The 19,131-nt window shown below is 71.4% G+C and carries 13 protein-coding genes; 6 read left to right on the top strand and 7 right to left on the bottom strand.

The window, feature by feature from the left end:
- The first annotated feature begins 101 nt into the window (after positions 1-101).
- Positions 102-374 carry a hypothetical protein gene (locus ACZ619_RS02730; protein ID WP_469593235.1) on the top strand — a complete coding sequence of 91 codons (273 nt, stop codon included), beginning with the start codon at positions 102-104 and terminating at the stop codon, positions 372-374.
- 116 nt (positions 375-490) lie between these two features.
- Here ACZ619_RS02730 and ACZ619_RS02725 read toward each other — a convergent pair whose 3' ends face one another.
- On the bottom strand, positions 491-3,148 hold the full coding sequence (locus tag ACZ619_RS02725) for a cellulose binding domain-containing protein (RefSeq protein ID WP_469593233.1): 2,658 nt from the start codon (positions 3,146-3,148) through the stop codon (positions 491-493).
- A gap of 181 nt (positions 3,149-3,329) precedes the next feature.
- Positions 3,330-6,266 carry a glycoside hydrolase family 48 protein gene (locus ACZ619_RS02720; protein WP_469593231.1) on the bottom strand — a complete coding sequence of 979 codons (2,937 nt, stop codon included), beginning with the start codon at positions 6,264-6,266 and terminating at the stop codon, positions 3,330-3,332.
- Between the two features lie 262 nt (positions 6,267-6,528).
- Here ACZ619_RS02720 and ACZ619_RS02715 point away from each other — a divergent pair, with 262 nt between their 5' ends.
- From ACZ619_RS02715 to ACZ619_RS02705, 3 genes are all read left to right on the top strand, one after another.
- Complete coding sequence (locus ACZ619_RS02715; protein WP_469593229.1) at positions 6,529-8,004, top strand: cellulose binding domain-containing protein; 1,476 nt, start codon at positions 6,529-6,531, stop codon at positions 8,002-8,004.
- A 34-nt stretch (positions 8,005-8,038) separates the two neighbouring features.
- Positions 8,039-9,754: a glycoside hydrolase family 6 protein gene (locus ACZ619_RS02710; protein ID WP_469593227.1), complete on the top strand. Its 1,716-nt coding sequence runs from the start codon at positions 8,039-8,041 to the stop codon at positions 9,752-9,754.
- A 168-nt stretch (positions 9,755-9,922) separates the two neighbouring features.
- Complete coding sequence (locus ACZ619_RS02705) at positions 9,923-10,858, top strand: class I SAM-dependent methyltransferase (RefSeq protein ID WP_469593225.1); 936 nt, start codon at positions 9,923-9,925, stop codon at positions 10,856-10,858.
- Between the two features lie 131 nt (positions 10,859-10,989).
- Here the strand turns inward: ACZ619_RS02705 and ACZ619_RS02700 are convergent, their stop codons facing one another.
- Positions 10,990-11,679 carry a glycoside hydrolase family 75 protein gene (locus ACZ619_RS02700; protein ID WP_469593224.1) on the bottom strand — a complete coding sequence of 230 codons (690 nt, stop codon included), beginning with the start codon at positions 11,677-11,679 and terminating at the stop codon, positions 10,990-10,992.
- A gap of 228 nt (positions 11,680-11,907) precedes the next feature.
- On the opposite strand from ACZ619_RS02700, the gene ACZ619_RS02695 reads away from it, so the two are divergent.
- Positions 11,908-12,519: a hypothetical protein gene (locus tag ACZ619_RS02695; RefSeq protein ID WP_469593222.1), complete on the top strand. Its 612-nt coding sequence runs from the start codon at positions 11,908-11,910 to the stop codon at positions 12,517-12,519.
- A 77-nt stretch (positions 12,520-12,596) separates the two neighbouring features.
- Here ACZ619_RS02695 and ACZ619_RS02690 read toward each other — a convergent pair whose 3' ends face one another.
- From ACZ619_RS02690 to ACZ619_RS02680, 3 genes are all read right to left on the bottom strand, one after another.
- The gene (locus ACZ619_RS02690) at positions 12,597-13,433 is read right to left on the bottom strand and encodes an aldo/keto reductase (RefSeq protein ID WP_469593220.1); all 837 of its coding nucleotides are present in this window, start codon (positions 13,431-13,433) and stop codon (positions 12,597-12,599) included.
- 141 nt (positions 13,434-13,574) lie between these two features.
- Positions 13,575-15,404 carry an AMP-dependent synthetase/ligase gene (locus ACZ619_RS02685; RefSeq protein ID WP_469593218.1) on the bottom strand — a complete coding sequence of 610 codons (1,830 nt, stop codon included), beginning with the start codon at positions 15,402-15,404 and terminating at the stop codon, positions 13,575-13,577.
- A 258-nt stretch (positions 15,405-15,662) separates the two neighbouring features.
- The gene (locus ACZ619_RS02680) at positions 15,663-17,162 is read right to left on the bottom strand and encodes an MFS transporter (protein WP_469593216.1); all 1,500 of its coding nucleotides are present in this window, start codon (positions 17,160-17,162) and stop codon (positions 15,663-15,665) included.
- Between the two features lie 114 nt (positions 17,163-17,276).
- Here ACZ619_RS02680 and ACZ619_RS02675 point away from each other — a divergent pair, with 114 nt between their 5' ends.
- Positions 17,277-18,269, top strand: coding sequence for an Lrp/AsnC family transcriptional regulator (locus tag ACZ619_RS02675; RefSeq protein WP_469593280.1), 993 nt, complete (start codon positions 17,277-17,279; stop codon positions 18,267-18,269).
- Here ACZ619_RS02675 and ACZ619_RS02670 read toward each other — a convergent pair.
- A complete protein-coding gene (locus tag ACZ619_RS02670; RefSeq protein WP_469593215.1) occupies positions 18,266-19,129 on the bottom strand; it encodes a LysR substrate-binding domain-containing protein in 864 nt (287 codons plus the stop codon). The genes ACZ619_RS02675 and ACZ619_RS02670 overlap by 4 nt on opposite strands.
- Positions 19,130-19,131 lie beyond the last annotated feature (2 nt).

Below are 19,131 nucleotides of genomic sequence, written 5' to 3'. Positions count from 1 at the left end.
GGCAACATGGCCGAACGCGCCGCGGAGCTCGGCGGCCGCCTGGAGTGGGACTGCCCGGCGGGCGGCGGTACGACCCTGGTGTGGCGGGTACCGGTCGGCGGGTGACCCCGGGGTCGGCCCGCGAGGTCCACCGGGCCGTCGAGGTCGTCGTGCTCGAAGGGACGGCCCCCCTAGTGGAGGTCGCCGAACGGGTCACGCGGGCCTTCGGGGTCCTCTCCCTCGTCATGCGGCGGACGGCCGAGAACGCTCGTGCGGGAGACGCCACCCGCAGCGCCGAGCACGCCGCTCCGGCCGCGGAGCGCGGGCACGTCCTCCGCCGAGCGGTCGAGGACTTCCGCCTCGCGGTCCGCACCACCCTCGGCAACACGAACTGACGTACGGGCGCGGCCCGGTCCGCCCGGCGCACCCGAGGCCACAGCGCCTCCGGCACACCGGCGGCCGAGGACCGGCGGGAGGGGCGCGTGCCCGGTGCGGCACGCGCCCCCGTTGGTCAGGCGACCGTGCAGGTCTGGTCGCCCAGCCGGAAGGACGCGGGCTTCGCGTTGGACCCGGTCCAGCTCCCGGTGAAGCCGAAGGACACCGAGGAGCCGGCCGCGACCGTGCCGTTCCAGCTGACGTTGCCGGCCGTCACCGCCGCACCGGACTGCGTCCAGTCCGCGTTCCAGAGCTGGCCGATCGTCTGGCCGTCCGGGAAGGACCAGCCCAGCGACCAGCCGCTCCACGCCGTCGATCCCGTGTTGGCCAGCCGGACGTCCGCCTGGAAGCCGCCGGACCACTGGTTGGTGATCGTGTAGGTGACGGCGCAGGCGCCGGTCGGCGTGGGATCGGTGCCGCCGCCCCCGCCGCTCCCGTCGTCGCCTCCGCTCGTGTCGCCGTAGATCACGCCCCGGCCGTTCGTCGAGACGTACACCCGGCCGTAGACCCGCGGGTCACCCGTGATGGCCGCGCCGGTCCAACCCCACTGGTGGGCGTCGTCGTTGATCCGCGTCCAGCTCGCGCCCGCGTCCGTGGAACGGAAGATGCCGCGCACGCCGCCGATCTTCGCGCTGGTGTAGAGGGTCTGGTACGAGGCACCGGTCGCCGCCTTGCCGAAGCCGATGGTGTCGGCCTGTTCGACACCGCTGAGCCGGGTGAAGGAGGCGCCGCCGTCGGTGGAGTGCCACAGCCCGTACGCGCCGTCCGTCGCACCGCCCGCCAGCCACACGTCGCCCCTGGTCCCGGGCAGCGCCTTGAACCGCACGCTGTCCCCGCTCGGCAGCCCGCTCGCGGCGGACGCCGTGAACGTCGCGCCGCCGTCCGTACTCACGTAGAACGTCCCGGACTTGAAGCCGTAGAAGGTCTTCGGGTCCACCCGGTCCGACTCCACGACCGCGCCGGCCGGGATGCCGCTCGACGCCGACCAGGACGACCCGAAGCCGGTCGTGTACTGCACGCCGGTCCCCGCCGGACTCCACACGAACCGGCCGCCGTCCGAGCCCGCGGCGACCGTACCGCCCCCGCTCACCCCCGAAGGGTCGGTGCCCGCGAACCAGTTGGCGCCGTTGTCCGTGGAGAACGCGATGTGCGGTCCGGAGTCCAGATTTCCCACCCTGACCACGGTGTCGGGGTTCGACTCGGCGAAGTCCAGGCTCGTGGTGGTCGTGAAGGTGGGCGACGTGTACATCATCGACGGGACCTTGGTCAGGTCCGTGTGCCGGAAGCCGCCGATGTCACCCAGCGCGCTGAAGAGCTGGGCGCCGCCGGACGGGGGAGCGGCCAGGTCGTCGACCGAGGTCTCCTCCAGCCCCTGCACCATGGGTTTCACGGTGAACTGGCCGCCGCTGTCCCACTTCGTCAGGTCCTCGGTGCCGTACAGCGTCGCGCCCGTCCCGTACATCATCCGGTCCGAGTCGAACGGGTCGATCTCCAGCGACTCCGTCATCCACCCCAGTTTCGGGGTCTGTTCGGGCGGTGACGGATTCGCGCCGAAGGTCAGCCACGGCGACGACGACACGTCGATCGTGTAGCGGTTCGAGCGGTTGGGGTACGACGTGTAGTCCCACGCCCTGGTCCAGGTCGCCCCGCTGTCCGTGGAGCGGAAGATCTGGGTGTCCGGCCACCAGGAGCTGTAGGCGGTGGCCATGACGGTGCCGGGGTGCTGCCGGTCGACGGTCAGGCCGCTGAACCCGTAGTAGGTGTCCGCCTCCGCGACCGGGCTGATGTCCGTCCAGGTGCCGGTCGCCGTCGCGTACCGCCACAGCTGTCCCTTGCCGCCGTCGTACGGGCCGCCCTTGTCGCTGTAGGCCAGGTAGAGGTAGCCGTTCCGGGCGTCCAGCACGCCCTTGTGGGCGAGGTAGCCGGTGGGCTGACCGGCCAGCCGGCTCCAGGTGGCGCCCGCGTCCGTCGAGCGGTACACCGCGTTGTCCTTGTCGGCGACCCCGACGTAGATCGTCTTCGTCGCCGTGCCCGACGTGCCGGTCGACTCGTCGAAGGTGACCCACACGATGCCCTGGTTGTCGGAGGCGTAGCCGGTGGTGTCGGTCGAATCCTGCACATAGTTGCCGACGTTGGGGAAGTTCGCGACCTGCGACCAGGTCACCCCCGAGTCGGTCGACCGCCACAGCCCCTTGCCGCTCGGCGCGCCCAGGTACAGCACGCTGTCCTTGTTCGGGTCGACCGCCAGCCGCTCGCCCATGCCGCGGCCCGGCATGTTGCCGCCCAGCTTGAACGGCAGGTCCGTCTTCTGCCAGCTGGCGCCCCGGTCAGAGGAGCGCAGCACCGCGCCGTCGGTCGGGTCCCAGCTGTTGGTGTACGTCCCGACGGCCGCGTACACCTTGTCCGGGTCGACGGAGTCGGAGGCCAGGCTCACGACCCCGGTGTGCCCCCAGTCGTCCCAGCCGACCGAGTCCAGCAGCGGCGTCCACCTCTGCGTCGACTCCGACCAGCGGTAGGCGCCTCCGATGTCGGTGCGGGCGTAGGCGAGGTTCTTCTCCGAGCGGTTGAACACGATGCCGGGGACGAATCCGCCACCGTCGATCCGGGCGTTGCTCCAGGTGTACGTGTCGGCGGCGAGCGCCACCCGCTGGGTGGTGGCGAGTGCGGGCGGGGTGCCGGCGAGCAGCCCGGCCGCGAGGGCGAGAACGGCGGTGAGGATACGGGTTCTTCGCACGGGGGATCCTTTCCGGGAGGGGGTTGGCAAGCGCTTTCCGGCAGGGGCGCGAGTCGCCGGGTCACCCCCAGTGCGGGTGGGGGCGCCCCGGCGACGGTTCTCTTGAAGCGCGGCCGGCCCGCGGCGCCCCTTCGGGGGCGCGGGGAACTGCGCGACCAGCCACGACGAACCCGCAGCTGGACTACTCCAGCAGCTCCGCGTACGAACCCATGGCCAGGGCGATGTCCGCCTGAGCCCAGAACCGGTGGTACGTGAAGACGGGCGCGGCCCCGCCCGCCAGGTAGCTCTCGATCTTCGACCACGCGGGGTCGTTCTTGTAGAAGCTCCGCAACGAGGCGAACGTCGAGGACGAGTTGACCGCGTCCCCGTTCGGCATCGTCCCGCTCCAGCCGCTGGGGACGTACACCGTGTCGTCGAAGCGGTTGTAGTCGGCCCGCGTCTCCGGCACCGCGATCCCCAGGCTGTCCTGGTAGTTGTCCCACATGCCGTCGAGCAGCGCCTTGGCCGTCGACTTCGCCGTAGCGTCACCGGACCTGGCGGCGTAGTACGTCAGCGTCTTGGCGTACGCGGCCGCCACGCCCACGTCGTCGGTGTAGTCGGCGACGGTGACATGAAGTCCGCTGTTGGAGCCGGGACTCGACGCGTTCCAGGTGTCGGGCTGGCCCGACCACTGGAGCGTGGACGGGATCAGGTACGTGCCGTCCGGATTGACCGTGGTCTTGGACAGCGCCCACGCCACCCACTTGTCCAGGACCGTCTTGGCGGTGGCGTTGCCGGTCTGCTGGTAGTACTCGGCGACCCGCTCCATCGACCAGGCCTGGAAGCCGAACCACTGGTTGGACGGCGGGTCGTGGTAGACCGGCTCCCAGTCGTAGTACATGCCGTAGAACGTCGACGTACCCGACGGCGGGCTCGCGTACCGCCCCTGCCAGCTGTTGGTCGCGCCACCGGCGATGGCGCCCTCCGAGGACTGCAGCCAGCGGTAGAACTCCAGCTGCCGGGTCAGGGACGTGCCCCAGTCCGTCGCCCCCGTCGCCGACTTGGGCTTCAGGTCGGCGTACGAGCTCAACGCGTAGGCCGCCAGCGGGTTCTGGTAGCCGCCGTGCACATGGCTCGACCCGATCCGCCACGCCCAGCCCGCGCTGGTGTCGGTCGCGCCGCCCCAGGCGTAGTACCAGGAGAGCAGGTAGTCCGAGGCGTCCTTGCCGGTGCCGGCCGCGCAGGTCGTCGGCCCCACGCAGTTGCCGATCTTCTTGAAGTACTTGTCGTACATGGCGTAGCGCAGATAGTCGCCCATCTTCGCCGCCTTGCCCACGGTGGCGGAGACGTCGCCGCCCTTGCCCTGCTCCTTGGCCCACACGTCCGCCCAGTACGCGGCCTGCACCGCACGCGCGTCGGCGTCCGGGGCGTCCGTGTACTTCCACTGCTTGGCGTAGGACGAGTCACCGGTGAACAGGTCCAGATACCCGTTGGTCCCGCCGTACTTGAAGGCGTCGCAGGTCGGCTGCGGAACCGTCTCCCACACCGACTCCTGCGCACCGCGCTGGAAGGTGTTGATGTACGACGGCCCGTCCGCGGTGGGACCCGCCTCGCACGAACCGCCCGGCGTGTCGCCGTAGCCGTAGACGTTGTCGACGTCCTCCAGCCAGTGCATGCCGTACACGTCGTCCGTGCCGTAGGCGCTCTTCAGCTCCGAGGCGATCGGGTCCGAGCCCACCGACACCGACGTGTCCAGCGCCGCCGGGTACTCGTTCGGCGTGTCCAGCTCCGGTGCGTACGTGGCCGGTTTGGACGCGTTGTAGAACGAGTTGGTCGGCTGGTCGGCGTGGGTCGGGATCATGTACTTCTCCATGAGGTCCCACGCGCCGTTGAACTGGGACCAGTCGCCGGTGACCTTGCCGTACATGGCCTGCAGCCAGAGAAGGTAGCTGTACGCCTCGGACGTGGTCTCGTGGCCCTGGTCCGGGGCCTCGACGATCAGCGTCTCGACCGAGTGGTAGGGGATGCCCTCGGGCGAGAAGTAGCCGCTGGCCGGGTCGGTGATCTTCCCGTAGAGGTCCAGGAAGCGCGCGTCGTACGTGTTCGACGCGGCCAGCTCCGTCACGGTGACCGTCGCGCTCGTGTAGCCGCTCGACGACGCCGTGAAGGTGGCTGTGCCGGTGCCGGCGGAGTCCGCGGCGACGGTCACGTTCTGCGCGGTGCTCCAGTTGGACGGCGTGAAGGTCAGCGACGCCCCGGCGCTCACCGAGAGCCCGGTGTTGCCGGCCGTGCGGGCCACGGAGACCGTCACACTGGCGCTCGGCTGCTTCGACAGGCTCACCCCGAAGGTGCCGGTCGCGCTCTGCTGGACGCCCAGCTGGGTGGGCGAGGCGACCACCGCCGGACCCGAGGCCACCGTGATGCCGACCGGGGTCGAGGAGGCGGACGCGCCCAGGCTGTCGTACGCCTTCGCCACCAGAGAATGACTGCCCACGGTCAAACTGGAGACCGAGAGCGAGTACGGCGACGAGGTGTCCGTCCCCAGCAGGGTGGTGTCGTCGTAGAACTCCATCTTGCTGATGGTCGCGCCGTCGGCCGCCGCCGCGGTCGCCGCCAGCGGGATCGCGTCGCCCTGGGTGTAGACCGCGCCCGCGGCCGGGCTGGTCAGCACGGTGACCGGCGGCTGGTGCGCGCCGGCGCAGGTCGTGCCGTTGACCGCGAAGGAGGTCGGCGCCGTGTTCGTGCCGCTGTACGAGAACTGCGCGCCCGTCGACACCGCCGCGCCCGCCGCGATGGTGCCGTTGTACGACGCGTTCTGCACGGTGACCGAGGTGCCGGACTGGGACCAGGTGCCGTTCCAGCCGTTGGACAGCTTCTGGTTGCCGGTGTACGCGTAGGTCAGCGTCCAGCCGCTGATCGCGTCCGTACCGCGGTTGGTGAGGGTGAGGTCGGCGGTGAAGCCGGTGCCCCAGTCGTTGGTCGTGTAGTCCACGCTGCACTGGACGGTCGCCGCCTGGGCGGGGGTCGTTCCGGTCGCGAGCATCGACAGCGGCAGGGCGAGGGCCGCGACGACGGCGGTCCACAACCGCCGCACGGCTCTGCGCCTCCTCCCGGGACCTTGGGGGTGTGCGGGATGCATGTGCTGGTTCCTCCTTGCGCTTGCGGCTCGGGGAAGAAGTCAAGGCTTGAACCAGTGGGAGCGCTCCCATAGTGGAGACGTGGCATGGTTCGGTCAAGGAGGTTGAAGAGTCGAAAAGATTCGACGGATCCCGCCTCGGAAAAGTCAAGCAACTCCTCTGTTCTTTGCCGTCACTTGGCGCTACCTTCCTTCGCACCAGTGGGAGCGATTCCGTTCAGTCGACGCGTCCGTCACGACGCGCCCGAGCTGCAAGGAGTCGCTCATGCGACACCCCCCGCGTTCAGTTCTTTTAGCCGTCACCGGTGCGGTCGCCCTCGTCGGGTCCGCGCTGGTGCCGGTGGTGTCGGCGTCCGGCGCCACACCTGCGTGCACGGTCGAGTACGCGGTCACGAGCCAGTGGGACACCGGCTTCCAGGGCTCCGTGACCATCACCAACAACATGGCCGCCATGAGCAGTTGGAGCCTTGGCTTCGACTTCACGGGCGGCCAGAAGGTCACCCAGGGCTGGAACGCCAAGTGGTCCCAGTCCGGTACGGCGGTCACCGCCGCGAACGAGAGCTGGAACGGCTCCCTGGCCACCGGTGCGAGCGTCAGCGCCGGCTTCCTCGGCTCCTGGTCGGGGAGCAACGCCGTACCGGCGGCCTTCACGCTCAACGGCACCACCTGCAACGTCGACACGGAGCCGACCCCGACTCCGACCCCGACCGAGCCGCCCGCCACCGGGACGGCTCCCGCCCTGCACGTCTCCGGTACCGAGCTCGTGGACGCCGACGGGACGGCCCACCGCCTCCTCGGCGTGAACCGCTCCGGTGGCGAGTTCATGTGCGTGCAGGGCTACGGGATCTGGGACGGACCCGTGGACGACGCGGCGATCAAGGCGATCGCCGACTGGAAGGCCAACGCGGTCCGCATCCCGCTCAACGAGGAGTGCTGGCTCGGCCTGTCCAACGTCAAGTCCGAGTACGCGGGCGCCAACTACATCGACGCCGTCAAGGAGCTGGTGGCCCGCGTGGAGTCGTTCGGCATGACGCCGATCCTCGAACTCCACTGGTCCTACGGCCAGTACACCGGCAACTCGGCGGGCTGCTCCGACGTCCACGCCACCTGCCAGAAGCCGATGCCCGACGCCCAGTACACCCCGTCCTTCTGGTCCTCGGTGGCCGGCACCTTCAAGGACGACCCGGCGGCCGTGTTCGACCTGTTCAACGAGCCCTACCCGGACCGGGCGACCGCCACCACCACCCAGGCCTGGGAGTGCTGGCGGGACGGCGGCACCTGCTCGGGGATCGGCTACGAGGTCGCCGGCATGCAGGACCTGGTGGACGCCGTCCGGGACGCCGGCGCCCAGAACGTCATCATGATCGGCGGGCTGGCCTACTCCAACGACCTCAGCCAGTGGCTGACCTACCGGCCCACCGACCCGGCGGGCAATCTCGTCGCCGCCTACCACGTCTACAACTTCAACACCTGTGCCGGCGAGAGCTGCTGGAACTCCACCCTCGCCCCGGTCGCGGCCCAGGTGCCGCTGGTCGCGGGGGAGATCGGCGAGAACACCTGCTCGCACGCGTTCGTGGACCAGGTCATGAAGTGGTTCGACGACCGTGACCTGTCCTACCTGGGCTGGACCTGGAACACCTGGGACTGCTCCTCCGGCCCGTCCCTGATCTCCGACTACACCGGTACGCCCACGGCGTACGGCGTCGGGCTGCGCGACCACCTGCAGGCCATCAACCCGTAAGCACGTCCACCGAGGAAGAAGGAAACCCGCACTCATGAGCCGTACCAGAACAGCGGTACTCGCCGCCCTGGCGCTCGTCGCCGGGGTCTCGGGACCCGCCCTCGCCGCGACCCCCTCCTCCGAGGCGGCGATCTCCGCGGTGCCCTGTACCGTCGACTACAAGATCCAGAACGACTGGGGCTCCGGCTTCACCGCCGCCGTCACCATCACCAACAACTCGGCCGCCAAGTCGAGCTGGGCGGTGAACTGGTCCTACGCCGGGAACCAGAAGGTGACCAGCTACTGGAACACCAAGCTGTCCCAGAGCGGCACCGCCGTCACCGCGAGCAACGAGACCTACAACGGCACGCTGGCTACCGGCGGTTCGGTCAGCTTCGGCTTCAACGGGTCCTACAGCGGCACCAACGCGGTGCCGACCGCCTTCACCCTCGACGGCGTCACCTGCAACGTCGACGACGGCAGCAGCGGCGGGGGCGGCGGCGGGGGAGGCGGCACCGACACGCGGGTCGACAACCCGTACTCCGGCGCCAAGGTGTACGTGAACCCGGAGTGGTCGGCCAAGGCCGCCGCCGAGACGGGCGGCAGCCGGATCTCCAGCCAGCCCACCGGCGTCTGGCTCGACCGCATCGCCGCGATCGACGGCGTCGACGGCGGCATGGGCCTGCGCGACCACCTGGACGCGGCCCTGACCCAGCAGGGCAGCGGCGAGGAGGTCGTCCAGCTGGTCGTCTACGACCTGCCGGGGCGTGACTGCGCGGCCCTCGCCTCCAACGGCGAACTCGGCGCGACGGAGATCGACAAGTACAAGAGCGACTTCATCGACCCGATCGCCGCGATCCTGTCCGACAGCAAGTACGCCTCGCTGCGGATCGTCACCACCATCGAGATCGACTCGCTGCCCAACCTGGTCACCAACACCGGCAGCCGGGCCACCGCCACCGCCAACTGCGACACCATGCTCGCCAACGGCAACTACGTGAAGGGCGTCGGCTACGCGCTGGCCAAGCTGGGCGCGATCCCGAACGTCTACAACTACCTCGACGCCGGCCACCACGGCTGGCTCGGCTGGGACGACAACTTCGCCCCCGCCGCGAACCTCTTCTACCAGGCCGCCAACGCCGAGGGCGCGACCGTCGACGACGTCCAGGGCTTCATCACCAACACGGCCAACTACAGCGCCCTGAAGGAGGACAACTTCACCATCAACGACACGGTGAACGGCACCTCCGTCCGCCAGTCCAAGTGGGTGGACTGGAACCGCTACGTCGACGAGCTGTCCTTCGCCCAGGCCTTCCGCACCGAACTGGTCTCGGTCGGCTTCAACTCGGGCATCGGCATGCTGATCGACACCTCCCGCAACGGCTGGGGCGGCAGCGCGCGTCCCACCGGCGCCGGACCGACGACCAGCGTGGACACGTACGTCGACGGCGGCCGCTACGACCGCCGGATCCACGTCGGCAACTGGTGCAACCAGTCCGGAGCCGGCCTCGGCGAGCGCCCGCAGGCCAGCCCCGCGACCGGGATCGACGCCTACGTCTGGATGAAGCCGCCGGGTGAGTCCGACGGCTCCAGCAGCGCCATCGCGAACGACGAGGGCAAGGGCTTCGACCAGATGTGCGACCCGACGTACACGGGCAACGCCCGCAACGGCAACAGCCTGTCCGGCGCCCTGCCGAACGCGCCGCTGTCCGGGCACTGGTTCTCCGCCCAGTTCCAGCAGCTGATGGCGAACGCCTACCCGCCGCTGTAGGCCCGCCCGTCCACACGGCACCGCGCCCCCTGGGCAGGGGGCGCGGTGTCCGCCGGGGCCCGTGCGGCTTGCCGTTCGCGGATGTCTTTTTGCCGCAACGGCAACGGGACTGGCCCTCGGGCGGTGCGTCGGCGCACGCTGTCCGCACCAGGACGAGAGGCTGATCCCATGGCGCACGACCACCACCAGGACCACAGCGACCGGCACACCCGCACCCACACCCGTTCGCGATCCCACGACCACACCCACGCGCACTCCGGCACGGAACTGGACTGGGCGGAGATGGCCGGTCACCTGGAGTCGCAGGCGGAGCTCTTCGCCCCCCTGTACGAGCAGGCCCTGGGATGGCTCGGCAGGGAGGTCACCGAGCCGGGGCTGATCGTCGACGCGGGCAGCGGGCCCGGGGTGGTGGCGTGTCTGTTCGCCGAGGTCTTCCCGGGCGCCCGGGTGCTGGCGGTGGACGGCAGCGCACCGCTGCTGGACCGGGCCGCGGCCCGCGCCGAGCGGCAGGGCGTGGCCGACCGCTTCGGTGTGCTCACCGGTGAACTCCCGGGAATCCTGGAGGAGCTGGACTACCCGGCGGATCTGCTCTGGGCCGGGCACAGCCTGCACCACCTCGGCGACCAGCGGGCCGCGCTGAGCGCCTTCGCCGGGCGGCTGGCCCCCGGCGGCACCCTGGCCGTCCTCGAAGGCGGCCTGCCCAGCCGCTTCCTGCCCCGTGACATCGGCATCGGCCGGCCCGGACTCCAGGCCCGGCTGGACGCGCTCCAGGAGGAGTGGTTCGCGCGGATGCGCGCCGAGCTGCCGGGCTCGGTCACCGAGACCGAGGACTGGCCCGCCCTGCTGGCCGCCGCCGGGCTCAAGCACGCCCGCACCCGCAGCTTCCTCGTCGACCTGCCCGCCCCCGCCTCCGAGCGGGCCCGCGCCTATGTCGCCGAGATCCTCACCCGGCTGCGCGACACGGTCGCCGACGAGCTCGACGCCGAGGACCACGCCACCCTGGACCGCCTGCTGGACCCGGCCGACCCGGCGAGCGTGCACCGCAGGCCCGACGTGTTCGTCCTCGGCGTCCGGACGGTCCACACGGCGGTACGGCCCGTCTAGCGCCGGTCCGGGACAGACGGCGTCACCGGGTGGGCCGGTGACCGGGCTCGCGGAGAACAGCCGTCGTCCCGGGACGGCCCGACGGCCCGGCACCCCGTGGTGCCGGGCCGTTCCGCCGCTCCGGGGACCGGTCAGTTGTCGGCCAGGAACTGCTTCGCCAGCTGGTCGCCGAGGGTCACCGCCGCGCTGTGGCTCTCGATGGGGGAGACCTTGGAGTTCTTGAAGAGGATGTAGGTCACGCCGGAGTCGACGCCGCCGGTCGCCGGGTCGGGGTCGATGCCGAGCGCCTTGGCGGTGGCGTACGAGGCCTCGCCGATGATCTTCGTGGGGCCGGTGTCGCCGACCACCGCGTACTCCACCCTGTCGCCGTAGATCACGGCCACCACCCCGCCGCCCTTGATGCCGGCGCCGGCGTAGTCCCAGATGTCGCCGGCACCGGGCACCACGACGTAGGGCAGCGACTCGGCCTTCAGCGCCTTGCCGTCGGACTGGTGGAACGCGGTGTCCTCCTGGTACCAGGGGTCGCTGTCCTCGTTGCAGGCGGTGGTGCGCCGGCCGTCGCAGTCGATGTCCATGTCGGCCTTCCAGAAGACCGCGCCGTTCTTGCCGCAGACCGGGACCGTGGCCGACGCCTCGTCGTCGGTCCGGTACGTGCCGTTGGAGATCTGCGTGCAGGACGTCACCGCGGCGAGCAGGTCCGCCGCGCCGACCGAGCCCTCCCGGGCGGATCTCGGGGTGCCGGACGCGCTCGCGGGGAGCACTCCGGCGGCGAGCAGCGCGGCCCCGGAGGCCGCGGCGAGGGTCAGTGTTCGGATGCGCACTGTGGGGGGTGCCCTTCTGTTAGGAAAGTTTCCTTACCGGGTGCGCTACAAGGTGACCCCGGCTACATGTTCGCGTCAACCCTCGGGCCGCGAAGTCGGCGATGTGTCGCGCATTGCGGTGACATGTACCCCGGGGAACACTGGTGGGGCAGAACATTCCAGACATATGCGCAGGGGCCGTGCGGGGGTTGAGCGGTGGCTCCGGTGGCCCCTGGGAGGCGAGGGGTCATGTTCGTACGCTCGGTCTACGTCACCGGTGATCCGACGCGGGTCGAATCCGCCGTCAGGGCCCTCAACAGCGAGGGGCGCGGTCTGCTGGAGGACCGCCCCGAGTACCGGGGCGCCGGCGTCTTCGTCGACCGGGAGCTGGGCAAGCTGCTCGCGGTGAGCTGGTGGGGTTCCGAGGCGGCCCGCCGCAACAGCGACCAGGTGATGCGCGAGCGGCGCGGGCCGATGCTGGAACCGTTCGCGGGCACCGTGGCCGTCGAGAACTACGAGGTGGCCGTCTTCCACTCGGTGCAGATGCCGAGGGCGGGCGGCGGCCTGCGCTCCACCCGGGTGGAGTTCGACCCCGCCGACGCGGACCTGTTCGCCGAGACGTTCCGGGCCTCGGCGGTACCCCGGCTCGAAGCGCTGCCCGGCTTCGCCCGGTGCTCCCTGTTCGTCGACCGGGAGCGGGGGCGCGGTGTGGTCGGCGCGCTCTTCGTCGACCGCGCCTCGATGGCCGCCTCGCGCGGCGGCCAGGCGGCGGCCCGGCGCGCGGACGCCGCGAAGGCGCGGGTGACCGTGGTCGGGCTGGAGGAGTTCGAGGTCGTCCACGCGGACGTGCACCCTGGCTGAGCGGCCCGGCCCGCCGACACCTGAGGGCCGCCCTGCCGCGGGCGCGGCGGGACGGCCCTCACACGGTGCGTCCTGGCTCAGCCCACGTCGAAGGTGGCCGGGTCCGGACCCAGCCGCCGGTCCTCGTTGAGCGCGCTGATCGCGGCGAGGTCCTCGGTGTCCAGGCTGAAGTCGAACACCTCGATGTTCTCCTTGATCCGGGACGGCGTCACGGACTTGGGGATCACCACGTTGCCCAGCTGGAGGTGCCAGCGCAGCACGACCTGGGCGGGGGTGCGGTTGTGCTTCTGCGCGATCGCGACGATCGCCGGTACCTCCAGCAGCCCCTTGCCCTGGCCGAGCGGCGACCAGGCCTCGGTGGCGATGCCCTGCTCCTCGTGCAGTTCGCGGGCGGCGCGCTGCTGGAGGTGCGGGTGCAGCTCGATCTGGTTGACGGCCGGGATGACCGACGTCTGTTCGATCAGCCGCTCCAGGTGCTCCGGGACGAAGTTGGAGACGCCGATCGCCCTGACGCGGCCGTCGGCGTACAGCTTCTCGAACGCCTTGTAGGTGTCGGTGTACTTGTCCCGGGCCGGCAGCGGCCAGTGGATCAGGTACAGGTCCAGGTACTCCAGGCCCAGCTTCGCCAGCGAGGTGTCGAACGCGCGCAGTGTGGCGTCGTACCCCTGGTCGGAGTTCCAGAGCTTGGTGGTGACGAAGATGTCCTCACGGGGCAGGCCGGAGGCGGCGATGGCCTTGCCGGTGCCCTCTTCGTTGCCGTAGATCGCCGCTGTGTCGATGCTGCGGTACCCGGCCTCCAGTGCCGTGGCGACGGCCCGCTCGGCCTCGTCGTCCGGCACCTGCCAGACGCCGAAGCCCAGCTGCGGCATCTCGACGCCGTTGTTGAGGATTTTCGGGGGGACCTTGCTGGTCACGAGCTCTCGATCCTTAGGTTGTCGACAGGTGGTACTCCCATCGTCAACGATCACCGGCCGCGATGCATTCCTGACCGGGCAATCCGCCGGAAGTGGCCACCGGGCGGGCCCCGCCGTGCCGAGATTGGCCGGAAACATCCGTCAGGCCCGGTAGAGGGCCTCGACCTCGTTGGCGTAGGCGTTCTCGATCGCCTTGCGCTTGAGTTTCAACGACGGCGTCAGCAGGCCGTGTTCCTCGGTGAAGGGCTGGGCCAGGATGCGGAACGTGCGGATCGACTCGGCCTGCGAGACGAGGGTGTTGGCGGCCACCACCGCCCGCCGCACCTCGGCCTCCAGATCGGCGTCGCGCACCAGCTGGGACGCCGGCATCCGCGCCTTGCCGCGCATCGCCAGCCAGTGCTCGACCGCCTCGGTGTCGAGGGTGACCAGGGCGGCGATGTAGGGGCGGTCGTTGCCGACGACTATGCACTGGCTGACCAGCGGATGGTCCCGCACCCGCTCCTCCAGCACACCGGGGGAGACGCTCTTGCCGCCGGAGGTCACCAGGATCTCCTTCTTGCGGCCGGTGATGGTCAGATAGCCGTCCTCGTCCAGGGAGCCCAGGTCGCCGGTGGCCAGCCAGCCGTCGTGCAGGGTGGCGTCGGTCGCCTTCTGGTTGTTCAGGTAGCCCTGGAAGACGTTGCCGCCGTTCAGCCAGATCTCCCCGTCGTCCGCGATGTGCACGGTCGTGCCCGGGATGGCCTGGCCGACCGTGCCGTAGCGGGTGAGCTCGGGCGGGTTCGCGGTCGCGGCCGCCGTGGACTCGGTCAGTCCGTAGCCCTCGTAGATGTGCACACCCGCGCCGGCGAAGAACAGACCGAGCCTGCGGTCCATCCCCGAGCCGCCGGACATGGCGTTGCGGATGCGGCCGCCCATCGCGGTGCGGACCTTGGCGTAGACGAGCTTGTCGAAGAGCTGGTGCTGCATGCGCAGCCCCGCCGACGGCCCGGGACCGGTGCCCCACGCCTTGGCCTCGACCGCGTCCGCGTACTTCACCGCGATCTCGACGGCCTTCTCGAACGGCCCGCCCTTGCCCTCCTTCTCCGCCTTGCGCCGCGCCGCGTTGAACACCTTCTCGAAGATGTACGGCACGGCCAGGATGAACGTCGGCCGGAACGCGGCCAGATCGGGCAGCAGCGCGGCCGCGTGCAGCTGCGGCTGGTGGCCGAAACGGACGCCGTGCCGGATCGCGGCCACCTCCACCATGCGCCCGAAGACGTGCGCGAGGGGCAGGAAGAGCAGGGTGGAGACCTCCTCGCCCTTCTTGGCGCGGAACACCGACTCCCAGCGCGCGACGACCGTGTCCGCCTCGAACATGAAGTTCCCGTGCGACAGGACGCAGCCCTTCGGACGGCCCGTGGTGCCCGAGGTGTAGATGATCGTCGCGATCGAGTCCGGGGTGACCGCCTCCCGGTGCCGGTGCACGACCGCGTCCTCCAGGTGCGCCCCGGCGTCGTACAGCTCCTGCACCGCGCCCGAGTCCAGCTGCCACAGCTGGCGCAGCCGCGGCAGCCGGTCGATGACGGTGGCGATCGTCATCGCGTGGTCCTCGTGCTCCACGACCGCCGCCGTGCACTCGGCGTCGTACAGCATCCAGAAGCACTGCTCGGCCGACGAGGTCGGGTACACCGGCACCACCTGGGCGCCGACCGTCCACAGCGCGAAGTCGAACAGCGTCCACTCGTACCGGGTGCGGGACATGATCGCGACCCGGTCGCCGAACCGGACGCCTCGCGCGAGCAGCCCCTTGGCGAGCGCCAGGACCTCGTCGCGGAACTCGGCGGAGGTCACGTCACGCCACTGGCCGAGCTCGTCCTTGCGGCCCAGCGCGACATGCAGCGGGTCCTTCTGGGCATGCTCGAACACGCAGTCGGCCAGGCCGCCGACCGGCGGCGGTGCCGACGCCGACGGCGGGTTGGTGAACTCGCGCAAACCCCGCTCCCCGCCTCTCGCTCCACAGTCTCGCTGGTGACGCTCCGCACAGCGCCGTGAAAGCTACCCCACCGGAAGACCGTTCGGGAGGGGGGTGCGAAAACGAGCATTGCTCCCGTACGGCCGCGTTCCTGTTCGGAAAATACGCTCACATGGGGAAGGGCCGGACAGAATCCCTACGGTGGAGTAAGTTCCGGCTCCGTAATCTCCACGGAATCTGTACGACCCGGTTACCGCCCCCGTCCGGTTACCGGCCGGTCAGCGGCGGGGTGCGGCGGCTCCTGCCGAAGACTGCGCCGCGGCGCCCGATTCCGTCACTCCCCGGTCCCCGTCCGGCGCCCTGACCAGCGCCAGGACCAGCGCGCCTGCCAACGTCGCGGCGCCTCCCATGACCAGCAGCCCGGTGTTCAGCCCCGAGGCGAAGGCGGTGCGCAGCGTGTGCTCGCCGAGCGTGCCGCGCAGCGCCCCCGCACCGCCACCCGCGAGCGTGTGCGCCGCGCCGTGCGGCAGCGTCCCGCTCATCCGGGACGTCAGCACGGTCCCGAAGACGGCGACCGCGAGCGCGTACCCGAGCTGCCGGACCGTGTTCACCGCACCGCCCGCCATCCCGGACCGCTCGGCCGGCACCGCCGCCAGCGCCGCGCCCGCGACCGTCGGCGACACCAGCCCGGTGCCGACCCCCACCAGCACGAACCCCGGCACCAGCGCCGTCCAGTCCGAGCCCGCGCCCAGCACCGCCTGGCAGAAGTCGCCCGAGCCGATCAGCAGCAGCCCGCCGCCGACCGTCAGCCGGGCCGGCACCCCGTGCAGCAGCCGTCCCACCAGCACCGCGACCACCATCGCGGCCACCGTCAGCGGCAGCAGCGTCAGCCCGCCGCGCACCGGCGTCATCCCGAGCAGCGTCTGCATCCAGATCGACACGTACGGCAGCGAACCGAACGCCACCCCGCTGAACGCCAGCGCCCCCAGCATCACGCCCGCGAACGACCGCTCCCGCAGCAGGGACAGCTCCAGCAGCGGATGGGCCGCCCGCCGCTCCACCAGGACGAACGCCAGCAGCCCGGCCGCCGCCGCGGCGAACGCCCCGAGCGGCACCGGCGCCGCCCACCCGTCCTCCCCGGCCCGCACCACGCCGTAGGTCACCCCGCCCGCGAACAGCGCGAACGCGACCGTCCCCGCCCAGTCCACGCGCATCCCGCGCGGCCCCCGCGACTCCGGCACCACCCGCAGCGTCAGCCATATCGCGACCACGCTCACCGGCAGGTTCACCAGGAAGATCCAGCGCCAGCCGGGCCCCGCCGTCAGCAGCCCGCCCAGCACCGGCCCGACCGCCGCGGCCCCGCCGCTGACCGCACCCCACACCCCGAGCGCCACCGACCGCCGCCGCCCCTGGTACACCGAGCCGAGCAGCGGCAGCGTCGTCGCGAACATCGCCGCCGCGCCGACCCCCTGCACCGCCCGCGCCGCCACCAGCGTCCCCGGCCCCGGGGCCAGCCCGCACAGCAGGCTCGCCGCCGCGAACACCACCACCCCGGCCACATGCGTACGCCGCCGGCCCAGGATGTCGGCCGCCGCCCCCACCCCGAGCAGCAGCGCGGCCAGCGCCAGCGCGTAGCCGTCCACCACCCACTGCAGATCGCTCAGCGACGCGTGCAGCGCCGCCGCCATGTCCGGCAGCGCCACCACCACGATCGTCACGTCCAGCAACAACATGAACGTCCCCAGGCACACCGCCGTCAGCGGCCCCCAAGTGCGCATCCGTCCGCTCCTCACTGCCTCGACTGCCGTTTCCGCTCCGTAGGATGGCCGCACCGCGAGCGATCCGACCGGCAGAGCACGGTCATCCGGCGAAACCCGACAGGAGTTGCCGTGCTGAAGCTGGAATCCGATACGTTCGATCTGCTGGACGTCCAGTTGCTCTGCGCGCTGGAGATCGACGGCCGGGCCTCCTTCAGCCGGATCGCGGCCGTGCTCGGCGTCTCCGACCAGACGATCGCCCGCCGCTACCGGCGGCTGCGCGCCGAGGCCGGGCTGCGGGTCGTCGCCGTCCGGGACGCCGAACGGCTCGGCCAGGACCAGTGGATGCTCCGGATGCGCTGCGCGCCCGACAGCGCCACCGTCATCGCCGACGCGCTCGCCAAGCGCCCCGACACCGCCTGGATCGGGCTGGCGTCCGGCGGCACGGAGATCGCCTGCATGACCCGGCCGCGCCGCCCCGGCGACCACGACGACCTGCTCCTCGGCAAGCTGCCGCGCACCCCGAGCGTGGTGGAGATCCGCGCCCAGCAGCTCCTGCACCGCTTCTACGGCGGCCCCACCGGGTGGGCGCAGAAGTTCCGGGCGCTGTCCGCGGAGCAGACGGCGGCGCTGCGCCCCGCCCCGGCCGGGACCGACGGGCCGGCACGGCTGGAGCCGGAGGACGCGCCGCTGCTGGCCGCGCTGGAACGGGACGGGCGGGCGACCTGCCCCGAGCTGCAACGGGCCACGGGACGCTCCGAGTCGGCGGTCAAGCGCAGGCTGGCCGCGCTGATCGGCTCCGGGGCGGTCTACATCGACGTCGAGTACCGGTCCGAGGCGCTGGGCCATCCCAGGGGCGCGCTGCTGTGGATCACCACCGCGCCGGCCGCGCTGCACTCGGTGGGGCAGGCGCTGGCGGGACACGACGAGGTGGCGTTCGCCGCGGCCACGGCGGGCCCGTCCCACATCGTCGTGACGGCGGTGCTGCGCGACACCGCCCATCTGTACGCCTACCTGAGCGGGCCCCTGGGACGGCTGGACGGGGTCCAGCACGTGGAGACGATGCCGTTCCTGCGGCGGGTGAAGCAGCTGACCTACCAGGGGGTGCAGCCGTCACCGGCGTCCTAGGGGCGCCGCAGGTGTCCGCCGCCGGCCAGGATCGCCGCCGCGAGCGCGTCCGCGGCCGGCTGCGCAGGTGAGCGTCTCGGGTGGTGCACGAGGACGAAGTCGACCTTGCCCAGCTCCGGCAGGCCCGCCCGGTCCGGGACCCGGAACAGGCCCGGCGGGATCAGACCCCGCGAATGGGCCATCACGCCCAGGCCCGCCCGCGCCGCCGCGATCAGGCCGTTGAGGCTGCCGCTCGTGCAGACGATGCGCCACTCGCGGCCCTGGCGTTCCAGGGACTCCAGGGCGAGGGCACGGGTGATGCCGGGCGGCGGGTACACGATCAGCGGGACCGGCCGGTCGGGGTCCAGGCGGAGCCGTTCCGCGCCGATCCAGACCAGGTCGTCGTGGCGCACCAGCTCGCCCTGCGGGTCCTCCGCGCGCCGCTTGGCCAGCACCAGGTCCAGCTTCCCGGCGGCGAGCCGCTCGTGCAGGGTGCCGGAGAGCTCCACCGTCAGTTCGAGGTCGACCTCGGGGTGGTCGTAGCGGAAGCCCTCCAGGATCTCCGGCAGTCGGGTCAGGACGAAGTCCTCCGACGCGCCGAAGCGGAGCCTGCCGCGCACCCGGGTGCCGGTGAAGAACGCCGTCGCCTGCTCGTGCACCGCGAGGATGCGGCGCGCGAACCCGAGCATCGCCTCGCCGTCCTCGGTCAGCTCCACGGAGTGCGTGTCGCGGGAGAACAGCTGGCGGCCGGCCGCGTCCTCCAGCCGGCGCACGTGCTGGCTGACCGTCGACTGGCGCAGTCCCAGCCGGCGGGCGGCCTGGGTGAAGCTGAGCGTCTGCGCCACGGCCAGGAAGGTGCGCAGCTGGGAGGGGTCGTACACGC

This window comes from Streptomyces sp. NPDC104367 (genome assembly GCF_055583825.1).
Note: the sequence above shows the minus strand (reverse complement) of the source record. Positions and strands in the feature narration are given on the sequence as shown.

What these genes read in the sequence shown, in the direction of transcription:
- ACZ619_RS02720 (WP_469593231.1), bottom strand. Translation starts at nt 6,266, where the DNA reads ATGCATCCCGCACACCCCCAAGGTCCCGGGAGGAGGCGCAGAGCCGTG.
- ACZ619_RS02715 (WP_469593229.1), top strand. Translation starts at nt 6,529, where the DNA reads ATGCGACACCCCCCGCGTTCAGTTCTTTTAGCCGTCACCGGTGCGGTC.
- ACZ619_RS02710 (WP_469593227.1), top strand. Translation starts at nt 8,039, where the DNA reads ATGAGCCGTACCAGAACAGCGGTACTCGCCGCCCTGGCGCTCGTCGCC.
- ACZ619_RS02705 (WP_469593225.1), top strand. Translation starts at nt 9,923, where the DNA reads ATGGCGCACGACCACCACCAGGACCACAGCGACCGGCACACCCGCACC.
- ACZ619_RS02695 (WP_469593222.1), top strand. Translation starts at nt 11,908, where the DNA reads ATGTTCGTACGCTCGGTCTACGTCACCGGTGATCCGACGCGGGTCGAA.
- ACZ619_RS02680 (WP_469593216.1), bottom strand. Translation starts at nt 17,162, where the DNA reads ATGCGCACTTGGGGGCCGCTGACGGCGGTGTGCCTGGGGACGTTCATG.